Origin of the sequence: Marinobacter sp. W-8, from assembly GCF_044342215.1 — a bacterium.
In the GTDB taxonomy this organism is placed as follows: Bacteria; Pseudomonadota; Gammaproteobacteria; order Pseudomonadales; family Oleiphilaceae; genus Marinobacter; species Marinobacter nauticus.
The window spans coordinates 2,482,448-2,499,476 of the sequence record NZ_CP172297.1 but is presented as its reverse complement, the minus strand read 5'-3'; the positions used below and the strand labels follow the sequence as shown (position 1 = coordinate 2,499,476).

The window sequence follows — 17,029 nt, the reverse complement described above, 5'->3', positions numbered from 1 at the left end:
GTGTTATTGGATGCGCAGCGTTCGGACCATCTAGCTCGCTTGGTTTTATTACTGTTTATTTTTTCCATTCCTTGGGAAGAGATGGTTGTAATTCCCGGCGTTGGTACTTTGACAAAAATTCTGGGCGCCTTGGGCGCTTTTTGTGTCCTCATTTTTTTAGCCGTTGAAAGGCGTGCTTATTACCACATTTTTTTTATTGTCGCAGGGGCGTTCGTCGCTTGGAGTGCTTTGAGTATTGGCTGGTCCATAAACAGGGACGCCACGGTGCTCCGTGTGGTCACTTATGTGCAGTTACTTGGCATGGCGTTTTTGATCTTTCAGGTGGCGGACAAGGCTTTTATTAAACACGCTATGGTCGCCTTTTCCCTGGGGTGTTGGGTTTTAGTCTTGGGTACGTTTCATCAGTTTGTTCTCGGAATCGAGGCCCACCACCAAAGGTTTTCTGCGCCAGGAACCAATCCCAATACTTTGGCTGCAGCAATTGCGCTCGCGTTACCAATGGCAGTGCTTGCTATGCGTGACAAAAGCCTTTCACCTTGGCTTTTTATTGGTTTACTCGTATTTGTTCCGGCTGGCCTGATAACGATTATCCTGACAGGCTCCCGAGCTGGATTTGTGTTGATGAGTCTGTCGCTGCTTGCCCTGTGTGGGTATTTGGCGAGTCTCTCTCGAAGATTTCGCTGGAGAACGTTGCTGTTTTGGACAATGGCAACGGTAGTCTTGATCAGTGTAACGCCGCTTGAGACAGCGCAGCGAGGGACAGGTACCTTCAGTGAGATTCAAGCGTTGTTATTTAGCGAATGGGAGGTTGAGCGTGCCGAGTCTCCAGAAGGAGACGCCGGCGGTCAAGATTTGCCACATTCTTCGGAAATTGAAGATAAGGAAGCAGGCACCCTGAGCAGCCGAACCGAAATATGGTCAGCTGGCTGGCAGGTATTCCTGGATAATCGTTGGGCTGGCGTGGGTGCCGGTGCCTTTGCATCGGCAGTAGAGAATGTGATTGGTCAACCCCAGGCCCCCCATAATGTCTACTTGGGGCTATCTGTTGAGGGTGGAATTCCGGGCTTGGTGCTTTGGTTGCTGATTATGATGATTGCTTTGCTCGCGTGCCGAGACGTGCCTGAAGAGGCGCGTAAATACCTGGCGTTGATTCTGGTGATGCTGTTTCTGATGTTCTTGGTGGGTAATTCCGAGTGGCGCAAGATGACCTGGTTGCTGTTGGTCTTGCCTGTGTGTTTTTCCAGAAAAAAGCGTTTCCCACTTGCTTTTGGTTTGGAGAGCAAGACGTGAAGGTTGTTTATGTCATTACCCGTTCTGATGTAATGGGAGGAGCCAGCGTACATTTGTTGGATTTGGCCAAAGGTGTGCAGGATCTCGGCCACGAGGTCACAATTCTCGTGGGGGGGCGAGGTCTCGTGGTTGACCGTGCAAAACAGCGTGGTCTTGACTGTCGCCCCCTCGAGTATCTGGTTCGAGAAATATCGCCCTGGGTAGATTTCAAAGGCTACCTGGAATTGCGTAGAGTTTTATCTGAGCTTAGACCCGATATAGTTCACTTGCATTCCGCGAAAGCGGGAATTTTGGGCCGGTTAGTAGCTTGGCGGTGCGCGATACCGGCAGTCTATACCGCCCATGGCTGGCCCTTTACCGAGGGGGTTTCGGAGAGAAAACGAAAAGTGTTTGCGTTCATTGAGCGTGCAATGGCCAAAATCAGTAACCGGATCATTACCGTCTCCGAGTATGATAAGAATATTGCAATTGCTCAAAAGGTTGCTGATAAAAAGCAAATGGTAGTGGTTCACAATGGCATACCGGATGATTCTCCTCAGCCGAACCTAAAGCGTCTTTCCCGAACCGTAAAACTGATAATGGTGGCCAGATTTGAAGATCCGAAAGACCAGTGTGCTTTGCTTCGGGCACTTTCCTGTGTTCGTGAGTTGGACTGGCGTCTCGAACTTGTTGGCGACGGCCCGAGGTTCGACGAGAACAAGAAGCTTGCCGAGCAGCTTGATCTGTCTGATCGCGTGGCCTTTCTGGGCGCAAGGGATGACGTTCCGCAGCGTTTGAATGATGCAGATGTTTTGGTGCTCGTCTCTCGATGGGAAGGATTGCCGCTGACCGTTCTGGAAGCCATGCGTGCCGGCTTACCGGTGATTGTGTCGAACGTCGGTGGCGTCAGCGAGGCGGTATCTGATGGTAAGACGGGGTTTTTGGTTCCGCGAGAGGGGCAATCTGAACTGGTAGAAGCTCTGAAAAAGCTTATCGGAGATGCGGATTTGCGCAGAAGGATGGGGGAGGCGGGGCGTTCACGGTACGAGGTTGAGTTTACCTTTAACACCATGCTGGCACGCACCGTTGATGTGTATCGGGATGCCCTGGGAGCCAAAACGTGAAGGTCGTAATAACCGGAGCTTCAGGGTTTGTTGGGCGGGCACTGGGAAATGCCCTTTTAGCTACGAGTAGGATCACAGCAGTGACGGGGCTTGTTCGCGCGCCCGTTACAGGCGTTGGTTTTGATACCCGGATCGTCAACGATCTCTCGGATAAAAAGGGACTCCGGGACTCTTTTCGTGGTGCTGATGTTGTTGTTCATCTGGCTGCGAGGGCTCATGTACTGGGCGACGAGAGTCCGGAACCTTTATCGGAATTCCGTCGTGTAAATGTCGAAGGTACTCTAAATGTCGCAAAGGCAGCGTTGGAATCGGGCGTAAGCCGTTTGGTTTTTCTTAGTTCAATCGGTGTCAATGGTAATAAAACAGAAGGGAATCCATTCAGTGAAAAGTCGATTCCTGATCCTGTTTCTGACTATGCGCTGTCAAAGTGGGAGGCGGAAGAATTGCTTCGTGCTTTGTGTGCCGGCTCATCAATGGAGTTGGTTATTGTCAGGCCACCGTTGGTTTATGCTGGGCAGGCTCCGGGTAATTTTGGCAGATTGTTGAAACTGGTGTCAGCCGGAATACCGCTGCCTTTTGGGGCGGTCTCGAATCTCCGTAGCATGGTCGCTCTGGATAACCTTGTCGATTTCTTACAAAGCTGTATTTTGCATCCTGAAGCCAGCAATGAGACTTTCTTGATATCTGATGATGAGGATCTGTCATTGGCACAGATTATCAGTTGTCTGGCGGAGGGTATGTCAAAGCGGTTTGTTCTGGTTCCAGTGCCGGTCGCCATTCTTTCTTTCGGCGCTAATATATTGGGTAAAGGCGCTATAATCGAACAGCTTTGCGGGTCTCTTCAGGTGGATGCTGGAAAAGCTCGCCGGGTATTGGGATGGACCCCGATTGTAAACGCAAGGCAAGCGCTGGAAGGCGCCGGTAAGCATTATTTTCTGCTGAAATCGGGCGGGGGTAATGCTTGAGACGTTTTATTTATGGAGTGGTCGAGTGATTCGTGCGTTAGATTTGTTTTTCTCCTTGTTTGGTCTATTGCTTGGTTTGCCGGTTTTAGTCGTTTTATTTTTTATCGGCCTTTTTGACACTGGTTCGCCGATTTTCAGCCAGGAGCGAGTTGGTAGACACAGGAAACCGTTTACGCTTGTTAAGTTTCGGACAATGAGAAAGGGAACTGCTTCTGTAGCAAGTCACTTGGCAAGTGGTGACGCCATTACGCCCTTTGGTCGTTTTTTACGAAGAACCAAGTTGGATGAGCTTCCTCAGCTCTGGAACGTGTTGAAAGGAGAGATGAGCCTTGTAGGACCTCGTCCATGTCTGTTCAATCAGGATGAACTGATCCGGGAAAGGCAGGAGCGAGGCGTTTTTGATGTTCGCCCGGGGATTACAGGATTGGCTCAGGTTAGCGATATTGACATGTCTACGCCAGTGTTGCTGGCGGAAACAGACGAAGAGATGATAAGGAACCTCTGTCTTGCTGACTATTTCAGATACATTTTTATGACAGTGACGGGAAAAGGGGCAGGAGATCGAGTGAGGCGCTGATTTCTTCCTGTTTTTAAACGCTATATTTTGAAGGGTTAAGCTTTGTCATCAGATCTGATCAACAAGATACTCGGACTGTCTCGGCCGGTAAAACGGTTCGTTTCTGTGGTTACTGATGCACTACTGCTCTCGTTTGCTGTCTGGGCGGCTTTTGCATTGAGGTTCGAGGATTTGGCCTGGGTGCCCTCCAATAAACAGTTATTAGTGTCTTCTGCGACCGTTCTGGTGACTATTGTCGCATTTATTAAACTGGGGCTTTATCGTGCCGTCATTCGCTATTTAAGCGAACACGCTTTTTTAGCAATCATTAGTGGTGTGGTGGTTTCCAGCCTGTCTCTCATTGTGTTTGGTTATTTGTTCCAAACGCTGGTGCCTAGATCGGTTCCGGTTATTTATGGTGCTTTTGCCTTCTTGCTGGTTGCTGGCACGCGATTTTCCGTCAGAGCACTGGTGCGCCGGAGTGGCGAGAAGGTCAAAGACGGAGTTTTGATTGTTGGTGCCGGGTTAAAGGGTATGCAACTTGCCTCCGCTTTGTCGCAGGGGGTTGAGTACCGGCCAGTTGGCTTTATTTCAACAGTGGAATCAAATCACAAGTCGTTGATTGGCAACTTGCCAGTGTATTCGATCAAGCACATTGAAAAGATTATCCGAAAGCTCGATGCCTCACGTGTCCTGTTGGCACTCGAAGATTCCACGCCCGTTGACCGGAAGTCCCTGATGCAGACACTCGAGCGGCTCTCTGTGCCTGTTCAAACGGTTCCTTCAATGTCGGAGCTTGTTTCGGGACAGGCCAGGATCAATGACATAAGGGACCTGGAAATAGAGGACCTTTTAGGGCGAGATCCAGTTAGGCCAGACGCCGCCACTGTAGCCCAGAGCTTGTACGGTAAATCCGTGATGGTCACGGGGGCGGGCGGCTCAATCGGCTCAGAGTTGTGCCGGCAGATTCTGATACATAAGCCCCGAGTGCTGGTCTTGTTTGAGCAATCGGAGTTTTCGCTCTATTCCATTGAGCGTGAGCTGCAGTCGATAAATCAGATCGAAGGGCTAGGGGTATCCATCCACGCCGTTCTGGGGAGTGTAACCCATCGCCGTCGTTGTGAAGCGGTAATGCGCGCTTTTGGTATTCAGGCGGTCTACCATGCAGCGGCCTATAAACATGTGCCTTTAGTCGAGCACAATGTGATTGAAGGTCTCCAGAATAATGTTTTTGGTACTTGGCACACAGCAGAAGCTGCTATCGCTGCAAAAGTGGAACGTTTTGTACTGATCTCGACCGATAAGGCCGTTCGCCCGACCAATGTTATGGGCGCAACCAAAAGAATGGCGGAACTCGTTTTGCAGGGCTTGGCGCAACGTCAAGATGAGACGGTTTTCTCTATGGTGCGCTTTGGCAATGTTCTGGGTTCTTCCGGTTCTGTGGTGCCATTGTTCCGTGATCAGATTCGTGATGGTGGTCCGGTTACTGTGACGCATCCGGATATCATCCGGTATTTCATGACAATACCCGAGGCCAGTCAGCTTGTTTTACAAGCCGGAAGCATGGGCGAGGGGGGGGAGGTTTTTGTCCTTGATATGGGTGAGCCGGTAAAAATAGCTGACCTTGCCAGAAAGATGATTCATCTAATGGGACTGAGGGAACGCAGCTCTGAACACCCGAACGGTGATATTGAGATTATCTATACGGGACTGCGCCCGGGTGAAAAACTCTATGAGGAGCTACTGATCGGAGATAATCCTCAGGGAACCGCGCATCCCCGGATAATGATGGCCAGAGAAGCGTCAATGACTTGGCCTAAGGTTGAGGAGTTGATGGGCAGGTTGGCTCAAGCTAGTCAATCGTTTGACTGCGCTTCGGTCATTGCGTTGTTAAAAGAGGCGGGAACGGGATATTCCCCTACCGGTAAAACATCCGATCTTGTGTGGTGTCGTGGCGAGGATCGTCGACCCAGTGCTGAAACGAGCAGCAAGGTAATCCGGTTAAACTGACGAGCAGATCTTTAAACAAGGATGTTGGGATGGTATCAGTTAAACACCACGGCGCCGTTACCGGCGTCACTGGATCCTGCCATGAGCTCCGATTATCGGGCTTTGGCGTTCTCATTGATTGCGGACTTTTTCAGGGCCAGGAACAGGGCCGCGATTCATCTGCCAATAGCTTGGCGATTGATTTCCCTGTTGAGCACATTCGTGCATTGATCATAACCCACGTGCACATAGACCACGTGGGCCGGATTCCCTACCTTTTGGCCGCCGGGTTTGACGGGCCAATTATCTGCTCCGAACCTTCGGCGATCATGCTCCCGGAAATCCTGGACGATGCGCTCAGGATTGGGTTTACCAGAGATCGGGGCTTAATCAACAGAGTTCTCGACAGGATTCGGTCGCAGCTTGTGCCCTTGGCTTATGGCCAGTGGCATGAAGTATTCAGAGATGAATCGGAAGCTCTGAATGTGCGTTTGCAACGTGCGGGACATATTTTGGGCTCTGCCTATGTGGAATGTGATGCTCAAACGGTTGAAGGGCAAGAGCGTATCGTGTTCAGCGGGGATTTGGGCGCGCCGCATTCACCGCTGCTGCCTGCACCGAAATCGCCCGAGAAAGCGGATCGATTGATTATAGAGAGCACCTACGGCGATAAGAATCACGAAGACCGGGAATCACGCCGATATCGTTTGAAGTCGGTTCTTGAGCATGCGTTGGAGGATGGCGGTACGGTTCTGATTCCGGCATTCAGTATCGGTCGCACCCAGGAATTGCTTTACGAGATAGAGGGTCTGATTGCGGAATTTGGTGATGAGGCCATTGAGCAAACTGGTGATTCCTCGTCTTCCATTGCTTTGAATTGGAAGGACCTTGAGATCGTTGTGGACTCACCTCTGGCGGCCGAATTTACGCGAATTTACCGGGATCTGAAACCATACTGGGATAACGAGGCCCGTGCCTTGGTAAAAGCCGGAAGGCATCCGCTTTCGTTTGAGCAACTCACTGTGATCGGCTCCCACGAAGATCACCTGAATGCCGTGGACTATCTGGCCCGATCACATCGGCCCTGCGTGGTAATTGCGGGATCTGGCATGTGTGCCGGCGGCCGGGTGGTGAATTACCTTAAGGCTATGTTGGGCGATCGGCGTAACGATGTTCTTTTTGTTGGATATCAGGCTGCCGGTACACCGGGCAGAGATATTCTTACCTATGGTTCCCAGGGCGGTTGGGTTGAGTTGGACGGAGAGCGGTATGACATCCGCGCCCGAGTTCACTCGGTTGGTGGGTATTCGGCCCATGCCGGGCAGGGGGATTTGCTGACCTTTGTTGACGGGATCCCCCGCTCGCCTAAAGAGATCCGTATTGTTCACGGAGATGCGGGCGCAAAAGAGGCATTACGGGTAGAATTGCAGATAATGGCACCGGAATCGAAGGTTTTGATTCCTGCTGGCTAGACAAAATTTAAAGGATAAATCCGAGGTTTCTGGAGGGATGATGAAGAAAATTGCGGTTGTAGGCCTGGGCTACGTTGGTTTGCCTTTGGCGGCTGCATTTGGCGAGAAGCGGGAGGTGATTGGTTTTGATATCAACACCAAGCGGATTGCTGAACTCAAGGACGGAGTAGATTTCACTCGCGAGGTATCCTCCGAAGAGCTGGCCATTTCTAAATATTTATCCTTCACGGATTCGCTGGACGACATTGCTGATTGCCAGATCTATATAGTGACCGTGCCGACGCCCATCGATGAGTATAAGTCACCGGATCTCACCCCCTTGATAAAAGCCAGCGAAAGCGTAGGCAAAGTCCTGAAGAAGGGCGACATCGTTATTTATGAGTCCACGGTGTTCCCCGGTGCCACTGAGGAAGTCTGCGTTCCGGTTCTGGAAAAAATGTCTGGCCTCAAGTTCAATCAGGACTTCTTTGCCGGTTATAGCCCTGAACGTATCAACCCGGGCGATAAGGAGCATCGAGTTACCACCATTATGAAGGTAACCTCTGGCTCCACTCCCGAGATTGCAGATGAGGTGAATAATCTCTACGCAGATATCATTACTGCCGGCACTCACAAAGCCAGCTCAATCAAAGTGGCGGAAGCGGCCAAGGTAATTGAAAATACCCAGCGGGATTTAAATATCGCGCTGATGAATGAGCTATCGATGATTTTTGCCCGCATCGGGATCGATACCCATGAAGTGTTGGCCGCTGCAGGTACCAAATGGAATTTCCTGCCGTTCAAACCCGGCCTGGTAGGCGGGCATTGTATTGGTGTGGACCCGTATTATCTCACCCATAAGGCCCAGGCCATTGGTTATCACCCGGAGATTATTCTTGCCGGCCGCCGTGTGAACGACAATATGGGCCCCTATGCCGCCGCTGAACTGGTCAAGGCGATGATCAAGAAAGGGCATACCATTGCCAATTCTCGGGTATTGGTTATGGGGCTTACCTTTAAGGAAAATTGCCCGGATTTGCGTAATACCCGTGTTATTGATGTGGTTAATGAGTTAAAGGATTTCGGTTGCCAGGTGGATGTCACCGATTGCTGGGCAAATAATGAAGAAGCCGAGCATGAATATGGTATTTCCCTGGTTGCGGAACCGAAGGCCGGAGAATATGATGCGGTATTTCTTGCAGTACCGCACCGCGAATATGTAGACCTTTCCGCTGAGCAACTGCGTGCTTATACAAATGGCAACGGCGTTTTATTTGATTTGAAAGGTGTGTTGCCGTTAGGGAAGGCTGATTTGCGCCTCTGATCTTAATGTGAACTACGAAGCCGGCCAATGTGCCGGCTTTTTTATTAAGTCGATTTAAGTAATTTGTTTTGCCTTGCTTTGGTTTCTCTATTATTATTTGTTTCGACTCTCGGTCATATTCACTCAGTATTTAAAACCCCACGATAAAAGGTTTTATTTCCATGGCAAAGATTAATGATTATTACCAGAAGAAGCAGCTGATGGAAAAGCTGGCCGCCGAGCTGGAGAAGCTTGAAAAGGACCAGGCACTGAAAAGCGAACTGGAATTCGAAAACAAAGTTCGCGATTTGATGAAAGAGTATGACAAATCACCGAAGGACGTTCTGCAGATTCTGTCTGCTATTGATCCTTCTATCGCTGGCGCCAAGGCCGAGACTGCAACCGGTACCCGTGCCAAGCGTCCGCTGAAAACCTATAAAAACCCGCACACTGGTGAAGTGGTAAAAACCCGCGGTGGTAATCACAAGACTCTGAATGAGTGGCGTGAAAAGCACGGTAAGGAAGCGGTACAGAGCTGGCAGCAGGATTAACTGCTTATTCCCCTCCCTCAATAGAGGGAGGGGAATATTAACTGATTACGACTTTGTTCCGCCCGCTTTCCTTGGCTTTATATAAAGCCTCATCTGCCTTTTGCATCCACTGCATATAGTTCTCTGGCGTTTCAGTTAATTGCGCGATGCCCATGCTTACTGTGTAGCGAATATCGCCTGCCGTAGTGCTAACCGTGCTGTTCTCAATCGCCTCACGAATGCGCTCGCAAATGACCCGGGCACTCTCGGCATCGGTTTCTGGCAAAATAATGCCGAACTCTTCACCGCCATAGCGGCCGGCGCTGTCCGATTGCCGGATGTTATTGCGAGTGACTTCGGCGGTATGGCGAATCACCTCGTCTCCGGCCAGGTGGCCGTAGGTGTCATTCACCGGTTTGAAGTGGTCGATATCGAACATCACCAGGCTTGTGGCCTGGCCATAGCGCCGGAAACGTTCATATTCCGCATCCACCAGGTTTTCCCAGGTGCCCCGGTTCAGCAGCCCCGTTAGCCGGTCTGTCATGCTGAGTTTGGCCAGCTGTTCGTTTGCACGTTCCAGGGCCCGTTTGCTGCTGGCGAATTCGGTTACGTCGTAAATCAGCAGGCACACCTTCTCCACCTCTCCGTTCGGAGCGGTGATCGGGCTGATGGTCAGGTTCTGGAACATGTATTCTTCCGTGCCTGTGATAGGGCGTGTATTCCGGAACTTGAACAGGTAAGGGCGCTGTTCCCAGGACGTAAAGGCCCGGGTGTTCAGCATGGCGACGGCGTCTACCTTTCGGGTAAGCCAGGCTTCCGGGATGTCCGGAAAGGCTTCGAACAAAACCTTGTCCTGAATCTGGCTGGCGGTAATGCCACTGTGGTGTTCCATGAAGCCGTTCCATGCCTGGACGTGGAAATCCAGGTCCAGCACGACCAGCCCCACCTCGACGGATTCGAGCATGTCCATCAGCCAATGGAATTCGTTGGCGTCCTGATTAAAGGCCATAGTCAATCCACCAGATACGCGAGGCGTTTGTCAAGGAATGGGATGGAGTCCTCGGTTAGCAGGATCAGCATGTTGCATCGGATATCCCGGTTTTCCAGAGCATAGCTGATCTCAATACACAGCAGCTGTTCTTCCCGCTTGCTGTGATGATCCAACAGTTCGTTAACCGGGCGGTGCTGGCCGAGAACGGTCGGATGACCCAGGCCCAGCTTCAGGTCGAGCTGATCGCCAATACCGTTGATGAACGCGCCAAACAAGATGCTCGACATATCCATGAGCACTTCCACGTTCACGGATTCGCCTTCCAGCACGTCATAGTGCAGCAGTTCGGCCATTTCCCGGAAGCTGGCGTCTTCAAACAGCAGCAGTGCCTCACCGGCGATACCCGCGCCTGTAAAGCCCTGGCAAACGGCTGAATAGTTTTCTGCTCGTTGCGCAGCCGATATCGCCATGTGCAGCTCAGAGTTGGCGATAAACGCGACTTTGGGGATAGGTTGTTTGACAAACACCTTTAGCAGCCGGGCCAGCAGATCTGAGGACCGGCCCATGGCCACGTTGGAGATCTCCTGCAGGTAGTCGCTCAGGCTCACTGAGATTTCCGGGGCTGCTGCTTCTCGACTGTGCAGGCTGGCGTCGTTCAGGGCAGTGTCTTCAAGCTCGGAAGGGCGATAGAAACCGTACTCTTCAAGCAATCGGGAAACAACGCCGGTGTCGGTTGGCTTTTTGATGAAGTCGATGGCGCCCAGTTTACGCACACGTTCCCGGGCTTCCGGCTGAATGTCGCCCGAGACTACGATGGTCAGAACCGGAAGATCCTCTGAGCGGATATGTTCCAGCACCTGGTAGCCGTCGAGTTCCGGCATGTTCAGGTCCAGAAACAACAGCTCGGCTTTCTGATCGCGCAGTATGGTTAGCGCCTCCTTGCCATCGCCGGCGAAGAGGATGTCGTCTGCCAGGCCGGGTGGCAAAGCTTTGGCCATTTGTTTGCGCGCCAGTGCAGAGTCGTCGCAGATCAATATTCTGGTGGTCATGGAGTGCCGTTTGGGGCCTTTAACGAAAGGGCGTAAGTATACCAATCTCAGTTGTTATGTATATGCGGGCTACATTATAAGTTCGCTAAGCGACATATTGGTGTCTGAGTTAGTGTAGTCCTGTGACGAACATCAAGCTTGAACAACAAATGACGGCCACGTAATGAATGAATGTGATGTACCTCACTCAATATACGAGGCTCGGTCGGATATAGTCGTGTTGCGGTCAAAAAGAAACAGTTTGTTACAAAGAATAACAGGCCGCATGCCAGCACCGAAATAATAAAACCAGCGGGCAGGCATGGAGTCGGGTGTCGAAACTGACTCACTAAAACAATCAGAGACACAATCTATGACAACGCAAGCGTACGGATGCGCTGCCCTTGCCATGCTCTGCCTGGGTATTTCGCCCGTTTCCCAGGCAGAACTGGAGCCCATTTCAGACAATGCGATGGGCGAGGTAACCGGGCAGGCCTTTATGCAGATTGAAAACATCCCCGGCCAGAACCATGAGTTCACGCGCATGACGCTGACCATGGATGTAGAGACCCGTGTGAATATTGACGATATTCAGGCCGGCCAGATCAATGGCGGCACGGACTTCTCTGCCACCCACCTGGCCTTTGGTCATATCGCCCGTAACGACGGCGAGGTGTTCAATGGCAAGACCTACAGTGCCGGGGATGAAATTCCTTTCGAAGCGCGCATGCCCTACATCGAACTGGCGGAGGATGCCGCGGGCCTTGCCGGATTCCGCATGGGTTTTGGGCAGGCAAGGGGCTCGGTGTCGTCCCATACCACCAGCTTCAGTGGCGACATCGGCCTGAAAGTGCAGGATGCATCCGGTGCCGTTTACGATACCTATCTGTTTGATGGCGATGGTGGCGCGGCCACCAACTACCGAGCATCTCACATTGGTATTGACCCAAACTCCTGTGTTTCCGGAGCTAACTGCACGCCACTTACCCACCTGCAATCATTGACCGTAGGCGAGGATAACGGGAGTACCGATGGCACCATCGGATTCACGGATGCGTTTTTCATCGGCTTTCAGCGCGATGACGGTGTAGCCTGGCAAACGCTGGACGGTGCCAATACCATCAGTGTGGGTAAGGGTGTGTTTATTAACCTGCCTACCAATATGACCGTGGATCTGAGCCAGCTGGTTGGCCCGGACGGCATCGACCGCCTGCGTACCCATCAGTCGGATATGGGTACCAAGCTGTTTTGATTTTGCTAGACTCCTGCCTCTGAACCAACACGCAGGAGTCTTCCTTTGATCCGCTCTTTCTACTGGCACGATTACGAAACCTTTGGCGTAGACCCGGTTCACGACCGGCCCTCCCAGTTTGCGGGTGTTCGCACCGATGCGGATCTGAATATCATCGAAGACCCGCTGGTGATCTATTGCAAGCCAGCCGACGATTACCTGCCATCTCCTGAAGCCTGCCTGATTACCGGTATTACTCCTCAGAAAGCGCTGGAGGACGGATTTCCGGAAGCGGAGTTTATCGCCCAGATTAATGAGGCTTTCAGCCAGCCCGGTACCTGCGCTGTGGGCTACAACAGCCTGCGGTTTGATGATGAAGTTACCCGGCATACGCTGTATCGCAATCTCCGGGATCCCTACGCCAGGGAATGGCAGAACGGGAACTCTCGCTGGGACATCATTGATATGGTGCGGCTGACCTATGCCTTGCGGCCGGAAGGTATCCACTGGCCCCGCAAAGAAGATGGCAGCCCGAGTTTCAGGCTGGAAGAGCTGACAGTAGCCAATGGCATTGCTCATGAGGCTGCCCACGATGCCATGTCCGATGTGCTGGCCACCATTGCCGTGGCAAAGCTGATCAAGGAAAAACAGCCCAAGCTGTTCGATTTCGTTCTAAGCAACAAAGACAAACATTCCGCGAGGCAAATGCTGGACACGGCGAGCATGAAGCCGGTGTTTCATATTTCCGCCAAGTACCCGGCAGCAAGGGGTTGTTGTGCGCTGGTGGCGCCGTTGGCAGAGAGCCTGAGCAATAAGAACCAGGTGATCGTTTACGATCTTCGCGAAGACCCGGAAGCGCTGATTAGCGCCTCGGTAGAAGAGATCCGTGAGCGGGTATTTACGTCTCAGGCGGAACTGGGGGAGGGCGTTAGCCGGTTCCCGCTGAAAGGTGTGCAACTGAACAAATGCCCGGTATTGGCGCCGGCGACCATGCTCTCCACGCTGTCACAAGAGCGGTTGGCCGAGCTGGAGTTAGATGGTGATGTGCTTCGGGCGAACCTGGCCAAGCTGCGCAAAGCACCAGACCTGCCCGCCCGCATTGCCCAGGCATTCGAACAGGATTTTCAGGGCAGCGACCTGACCGATCCCGACGAGCAACTTTACGCTGGCGGTTTTATCAGCAAAACCGACCGGGAGAAACTCAACTGGTTGCTGACCCAGCCCGTGGAGATCCTGGCCGAGCAGGAAGTGCGGTTTGAAGACGCGCGCCTGCCGGAGATGCTGTTCCGTTACCGTGCCCGAAACTATCCGGATACCCTGATTGGCGAGGAAATGGAGCGCTGGGAGCAGTTCCGTACCGAGAGATTGATGCAGCCGAAAAAGGGATGGCGGTCGCTGGAAGCTTTTGGCCGTGAACTTCAGAGATTGGCCTCTGATCCTGAGCTGATTCCCAGGAAGCAGCAGGTTCTAGAGGACTTACATCTCTATGGCGAATCCCTGATCCCCTATATGTAAGTGGGGGCTGCCCCCAAGACATTTCGCGTTGGCAAATGTCCGGGGGCTGCCCCTTTTCTATTTCTCAAATAGGACAGAAATATCGTCGGCCGTAATGGCCGAGCTGAAGGCATCAGCTTTGCCGTACAGACCGTCTGCAAGCTGGCTCTTTCTTGCCTGTAGTGCCTGAATTCGCTCTTCTACCGTGCCTTCGGTTTCACGAACCAGGTTTTGTACCCGGCCCTGGCTGAAATAGCGCTTGCCTCGTTGCAGGCTGTTGTTGTCAAAGTTGAGGTTCAGGTTTGCTTGCGAGACTTGCATGGCTGAGAGCGGGCACCGGTAGATTCAAAAAAGGGAAAGCTACCGGAAACCCACTGTGTGCTCAATCGAATTTGGGGTCAGACCATGCGAACAGGGCCGGGGTACCGAGCAACCTGTTCATCTGAGGTTATTAGCAAGACCCCCTCGGTCTCGGCCTGGGCAACCAGAATTCGGTCGAAGGGATCCTTGTGAATATCAGGAAGGTGGCCTACCGCCAGTGTGTGTTGCGAGGTGACAGGTAATTCCAGATAGCCGTTATCTACAAGTCCCCGCCTCAGTAAGTGGGGGTCGACACGAAAATCCGGTCGGCCCAAGCCGTTTTTGATGACGACTTCCCAAAGGCTGGCAGCACTGAAATACAAGCGATGTTCTTTGTTGCTAATCAGTGCTTTTGCCTGCGGGGATAGCTTTGAGGGCTCCGCTGCCGTCCATAGCAGAAGGTGAGTGTCCAGAAGCAGGTTCACATCAGCCTCCGAACATTTCGGTTATGTCTTCCTGCCCCATCCGGTCAAAGTCATCCGGCACAGTAAATTCCCCAGCCATAAAGCCAATCCGTTTCTGCTGGTTATCTTCCGGTGAATCGTAAGCGGAAACACGGGCAACGGGTTTCCCTGCTTTAGCGATGATGAAAGCCTCACCTTTGGCAGCACGGGCAACCAGTTGTGATAAACGCGTTTTTGCTTCGTGCATGTTGACAGATTCCATCGTGCTCTCCGATCGATTAGCTAAGCTTGGTTAGTTTAGCATTGTCGGGCTGAGCTCACTACCGTATTACCGCCTCCGCTGAAAATACACGCTCAGGTTCTGCCCCATCAGGCTTTGAACTTCACTACCCAGGGCTTCCGCCTGGATCTGGCGCTGTACCGGGCCGGTGGCCAGGCTGTGGCCATCTTCATCCCGGGCTTTAATCAGCTTCCACTCCACTTCATTGCTCACCAGGGCCAGCAGCTCTTTGAGCTGGTTGGCGTCTTGCGGCCGGAACCATCGATCGCGGCAGCCGCCCAGGCTGTAGAAGTCCTCGTCCTTCAGCAGCTCTGTCCAGAGGGTATCTTGCCGGTTGGCCAATACCATCCTGCGAAGTTGACGCAAGGCTGTGCGAGTGGGTTGCAGATTGTGCTCCGCGACCAGGCGGCGAATCTGTTTGTCGCCCTGGGTTTGCTCGGCCAGCGCCGTGTGCATGTGCACTATGGCACCGGTGTTCGAGGCAGTATTGATCAGCGCGGCCAGAGATAGCTCGGTCATGGCTGGTGAGGGCACACGGCCCACTTCCACCCAATGGACCTTGTGACCATCGGCTACAAACCGCTGTGCGATGGACCAGGGCCAGAACACGATGTTGTCCATGTTCAGGCTCTGGGCCATGCGGGTGCCTTTGGCAATGTTCGCCAGCGATTCATCAACCGCGATCACTTCCACGTCGTCCAGGTATTGCGCCAGCTCCATGGCTCGCTGGCCAGACTGAGCGCCGCACACCATAATCCGTAACGTGGCGGGGAGGTTGTCGGTGTTCAGGCCAAGTTCCTGAGCCATCACGGCTTTCAGGCTGGTCTCCGTGCGATAAGCCAGCTGGCTCCAGGCCGGCCATGCCTGGGGCACATCGGTTTTCTCCAGGCAGAGTTCCTCGGCTTTTTCGTCAAAATTCTGCTTGATGGCCTCTTCTTCTGCCCGGCTGTAGTAGCTCGCTGCCATCATGTGTTGCATGGCCAGCGGCCAGTCCACCAGGTTCCATTGGCCGAGTTGTACTGCAAAGTTCTGGTGGAAGAGTGCGCCATACATGGCACTGATCATCAGCGAGCCAATCAGGGCTTCTTGAGGTTCGCCCACGGCAAATTGCGCCATGATGCTTTCATTGATGGTGGCCGCCAGGCGTTCTTCATCGTCTTCCGCGGCCAAAGCGAAACCGGTGCGGTCGGCGTATTCCGCGATGGCCAGGCAGAGGGGCTGCAGTTCGTCCCTCAGGCTGGCCGTTTGAGCGACCTCCGCCATGATGGCGCGACGAAGCATCACGACCAGTTCTTCTACGGCAGCATTGGGCATCAGGGTTTTCTGTAGCGCCAGAATAAGCAATTCGTCTTCGGCGGCAGCATCCAGGAAGACCTCGGTGTTCGGGTTATCCAGATCGTATTGTTGCTGGATGATCGCCCCGACAAAGCGGCCAATTTCCTGGTGTGGCAGGCCTTCCTTGCGCAGCAGGGCGATGGCGTCCAGCGCCAGATCGCTGTCGGCTTTGTGAACCTGAAGGTGCTGCGCACACGAGAGCATGCCGGAATAGACAGAGTCCCATTCCGATCCGCTTTGGAGTAACTTTCGGTAGTGCAGGTAGGCAACATCAAACTGGCCTTGCAGCCGTTTGGCGTGGGCCACGCCGCAGAAAGCGGCGGCAGATTGCCGGTCGCATTCCAGTGCCTGCAGGAAATACTCCTCCGCCAGGGCGGGGCGCTCGCTCTTCAGTGCCCAGTAGCCCAGGTTGCAGTATTGCTGGGCCTGGGCAGGTTGCCGGTTCAGGCTGGCGTTGAACAGAGCATGGGCTTTTTCAAGCTGGCCGTCGTCCATCTCCACCCGGCCGAGTAGGCCGAGAGCTGCTGCGTTGTCTGCCTCCAGCGCCAGCGCCTGGTTCAGGTACTCCCGGCATTCATTCCGCGCCTTCAGCCGCTGAATGTAGGAAAGCCCGTTGCTGTTGGACTCGCCATACGCCAGGTTTGCCTGGAGCACCAGGCGCGCGACCTGAGCCTGAACCGAGCGGGAAAGATGCGCGTTATGATGTTGTACTTGCATGG

The 17,029-nt window shown here is 53.0% G+C and carries 16 protein-coding genes; 10 read left to right on the top strand and 6 right to left on the bottom strand.

Going from position 1 to position 17,029, the window contains the following annotated elements:
- Positions 1-6: 6 nt before the first annotated feature.
- The 8 genes from ACF8YQ_RS11610 to ACF8YQ_RS11575 all read left to right on the top strand — a co-directional run bounded on the left by ACF8YQ_RS11610 (position 7) and on the right by ACF8YQ_RS11575 (position 9,208).
- A complete protein-coding gene (locus ACF8YQ_RS11610; RefSeq protein ID WP_396621465.1) occupies positions 7-1,290 on the top strand; it encodes an O-antigen ligase family protein in 1,284 nt (427 codons plus the stop codon).
- Positions 1,287-2,393 (top strand): glycosyltransferase family 4 protein, encoded by a 1,107-nt coding sequence (locus ACF8YQ_RS11605; protein ID WP_396621464.1) that lies wholly within the window; start codon positions 1,287-1,289, stop codon positions 2,391-2,393. The genes ACF8YQ_RS11610 and ACF8YQ_RS11605 overlap by 4 nt, the downstream gene beginning before the upstream one ends.
- On the top strand, positions 2,390-3,358 hold the full coding sequence (locus ACF8YQ_RS11600) for an NAD-dependent epimerase/dehydratase family protein (RefSeq protein WP_396621463.1): 969 nt from the start codon (positions 2,390-2,392) through the stop codon (positions 3,356-3,358). The genes ACF8YQ_RS11605 and ACF8YQ_RS11600 overlap by 4 nt, the downstream gene beginning before the upstream one ends.
- Positions 3,359-3,383: 25 nt before the next feature.
- Positions 3,384-3,935: a sugar transferase gene (locus tag ACF8YQ_RS11595; protein ID WP_396623298.1), complete on the top strand. Its 552-nt coding sequence runs from the start codon at positions 3,384-3,386 to the stop codon at positions 3,933-3,935.
- A gap of 42 nt (positions 3,936-3,977) precedes the next feature.
- The gene (locus ACF8YQ_RS11590; RefSeq protein WP_396621462.1) at positions 3,978-5,924 is read left to right on the top strand and encodes a polysaccharide biosynthesis protein; all 1,947 of its coding nucleotides are present in this window, start codon (positions 3,978-3,980) and stop codon (positions 5,922-5,924) included.
- A 29-nt stretch (positions 5,925-5,953) separates the two neighbouring features.
- Complete coding sequence (locus ACF8YQ_RS11585; RefSeq protein WP_396621461.1) at positions 5,954-7,375, top strand: MBL fold metallo-hydrolase; 1,422 nt, start codon at positions 5,954-5,956, stop codon at positions 7,373-7,375.
- Positions 7,376-7,415: 40 nt separating this feature from the next.
- Positions 7,416-8,678 (top strand): Vi polysaccharide biosynthesis UDP-N-acetylglucosamine C-6 dehydrogenase TviB, encoded by a 1,263-nt coding sequence (gene tviB / locus ACF8YQ_RS11580; RefSeq protein ID WP_396623297.1) that lies wholly within the window; start codon positions 7,416-7,418, stop codon positions 8,676-8,678.
- A gap of 161 nt (positions 8,679-8,839) precedes the next feature.
- Entirely contained in the window at positions 8,840-9,208 is a 369-nt protein-coding gene (locus ACF8YQ_RS11575; RefSeq protein ID WP_014422046.1) for a histone-like nucleoid-structuring protein, MvaT/MvaU family, read from the top strand.
- A 37-nt stretch (positions 9,209-9,245) separates the two neighbouring features.
- Here the strand turns inward: ACF8YQ_RS11575 and ACF8YQ_RS11570 are convergent, their stop codons facing one another.
- Both ACF8YQ_RS11570 and ACF8YQ_RS11565 read right to left on the bottom strand, forming a co-directional pair.
- Positions 9,246-10,196, bottom strand: a complete 951-nt coding sequence (locus ACF8YQ_RS11570; RefSeq protein WP_396621460.1) for a GGDEF domain-containing protein — start codon at positions 10,194-10,196, stop codon at positions 9,246-9,248.
- A gap of 2 nt (positions 10,197-10,198) precedes the next feature.
- Entirely contained in the window at positions 10,199-11,227 is a 1,029-nt protein-coding gene (locus ACF8YQ_RS11565; RefSeq protein WP_396621459.1) for a response regulator, read from the bottom strand.
- 352 nt (positions 11,228-11,579) lie between these two features.
- On the opposite strand from ACF8YQ_RS11565, the gene ACF8YQ_RS11560 reads away from it, so the two are divergent.
- Both ACF8YQ_RS11560 and sbcB read left to right on the top strand, forming a co-directional pair.
- Positions 11,580-12,458 (top strand): DUF6160 family protein, encoded by an 879-nt coding sequence (locus tag ACF8YQ_RS11560; RefSeq protein ID WP_224850277.1) that lies wholly within the window; start codon positions 11,580-11,582, stop codon positions 12,456-12,458.
- Positions 12,459-12,503: 45 nt separating this feature from the next.
- Positions 12,504-13,952: an exodeoxyribonuclease I gene (sbcB, locus tag ACF8YQ_RS11555; RefSeq protein ID WP_396621458.1), complete on the top strand. Its 1,449-nt coding sequence runs from the start codon at positions 12,504-12,506 to the stop codon at positions 13,950-13,952.
- 57 nt (positions 13,953-14,009) lie between these two features.
- Here the strand turns inward: sbcB and ACF8YQ_RS11550 are convergent, their stop codons facing one another.
- From ACF8YQ_RS11550 to ACF8YQ_RS11535, 4 genes are all read right to left on the bottom strand, one after another.
- Positions 14,010-14,252, bottom strand: coding sequence for a hypothetical protein (locus tag ACF8YQ_RS11550; RefSeq protein WP_396621457.1), 243 nt, complete (start codon positions 14,250-14,252; stop codon positions 14,010-14,012).
- A gap of 77 nt (positions 14,253-14,329) precedes the next feature.
- Entirely contained in the window at positions 14,330-14,716 is a 387-nt protein-coding gene (locus ACF8YQ_RS11545; RefSeq protein ID WP_396621456.1) for a type II toxin-antitoxin system VapC family toxin, read from the bottom strand.
- Position 14,717: 1 nt separating this feature from the next.
- Positions 14,718-14,957: a type II toxin-antitoxin system Phd/YefM family antitoxin gene (locus ACF8YQ_RS11540; protein WP_396621455.1), complete on the bottom strand. Its 240-nt coding sequence runs from the start codon at positions 14,955-14,957 to the stop codon at positions 14,718-14,720.
- A gap of 66 nt (positions 14,958-15,023) precedes the next feature.
- On the bottom strand, positions 15,024-17,027 hold the full coding sequence (locus ACF8YQ_RS11535) for a hypothetical protein (protein ID WP_396621454.1): 2,004 nt from the start codon (positions 17,025-17,027) through the stop codon (positions 15,024-15,026).
- Positions 17,028-17,029: the final 2 nt, after the last annotated feature.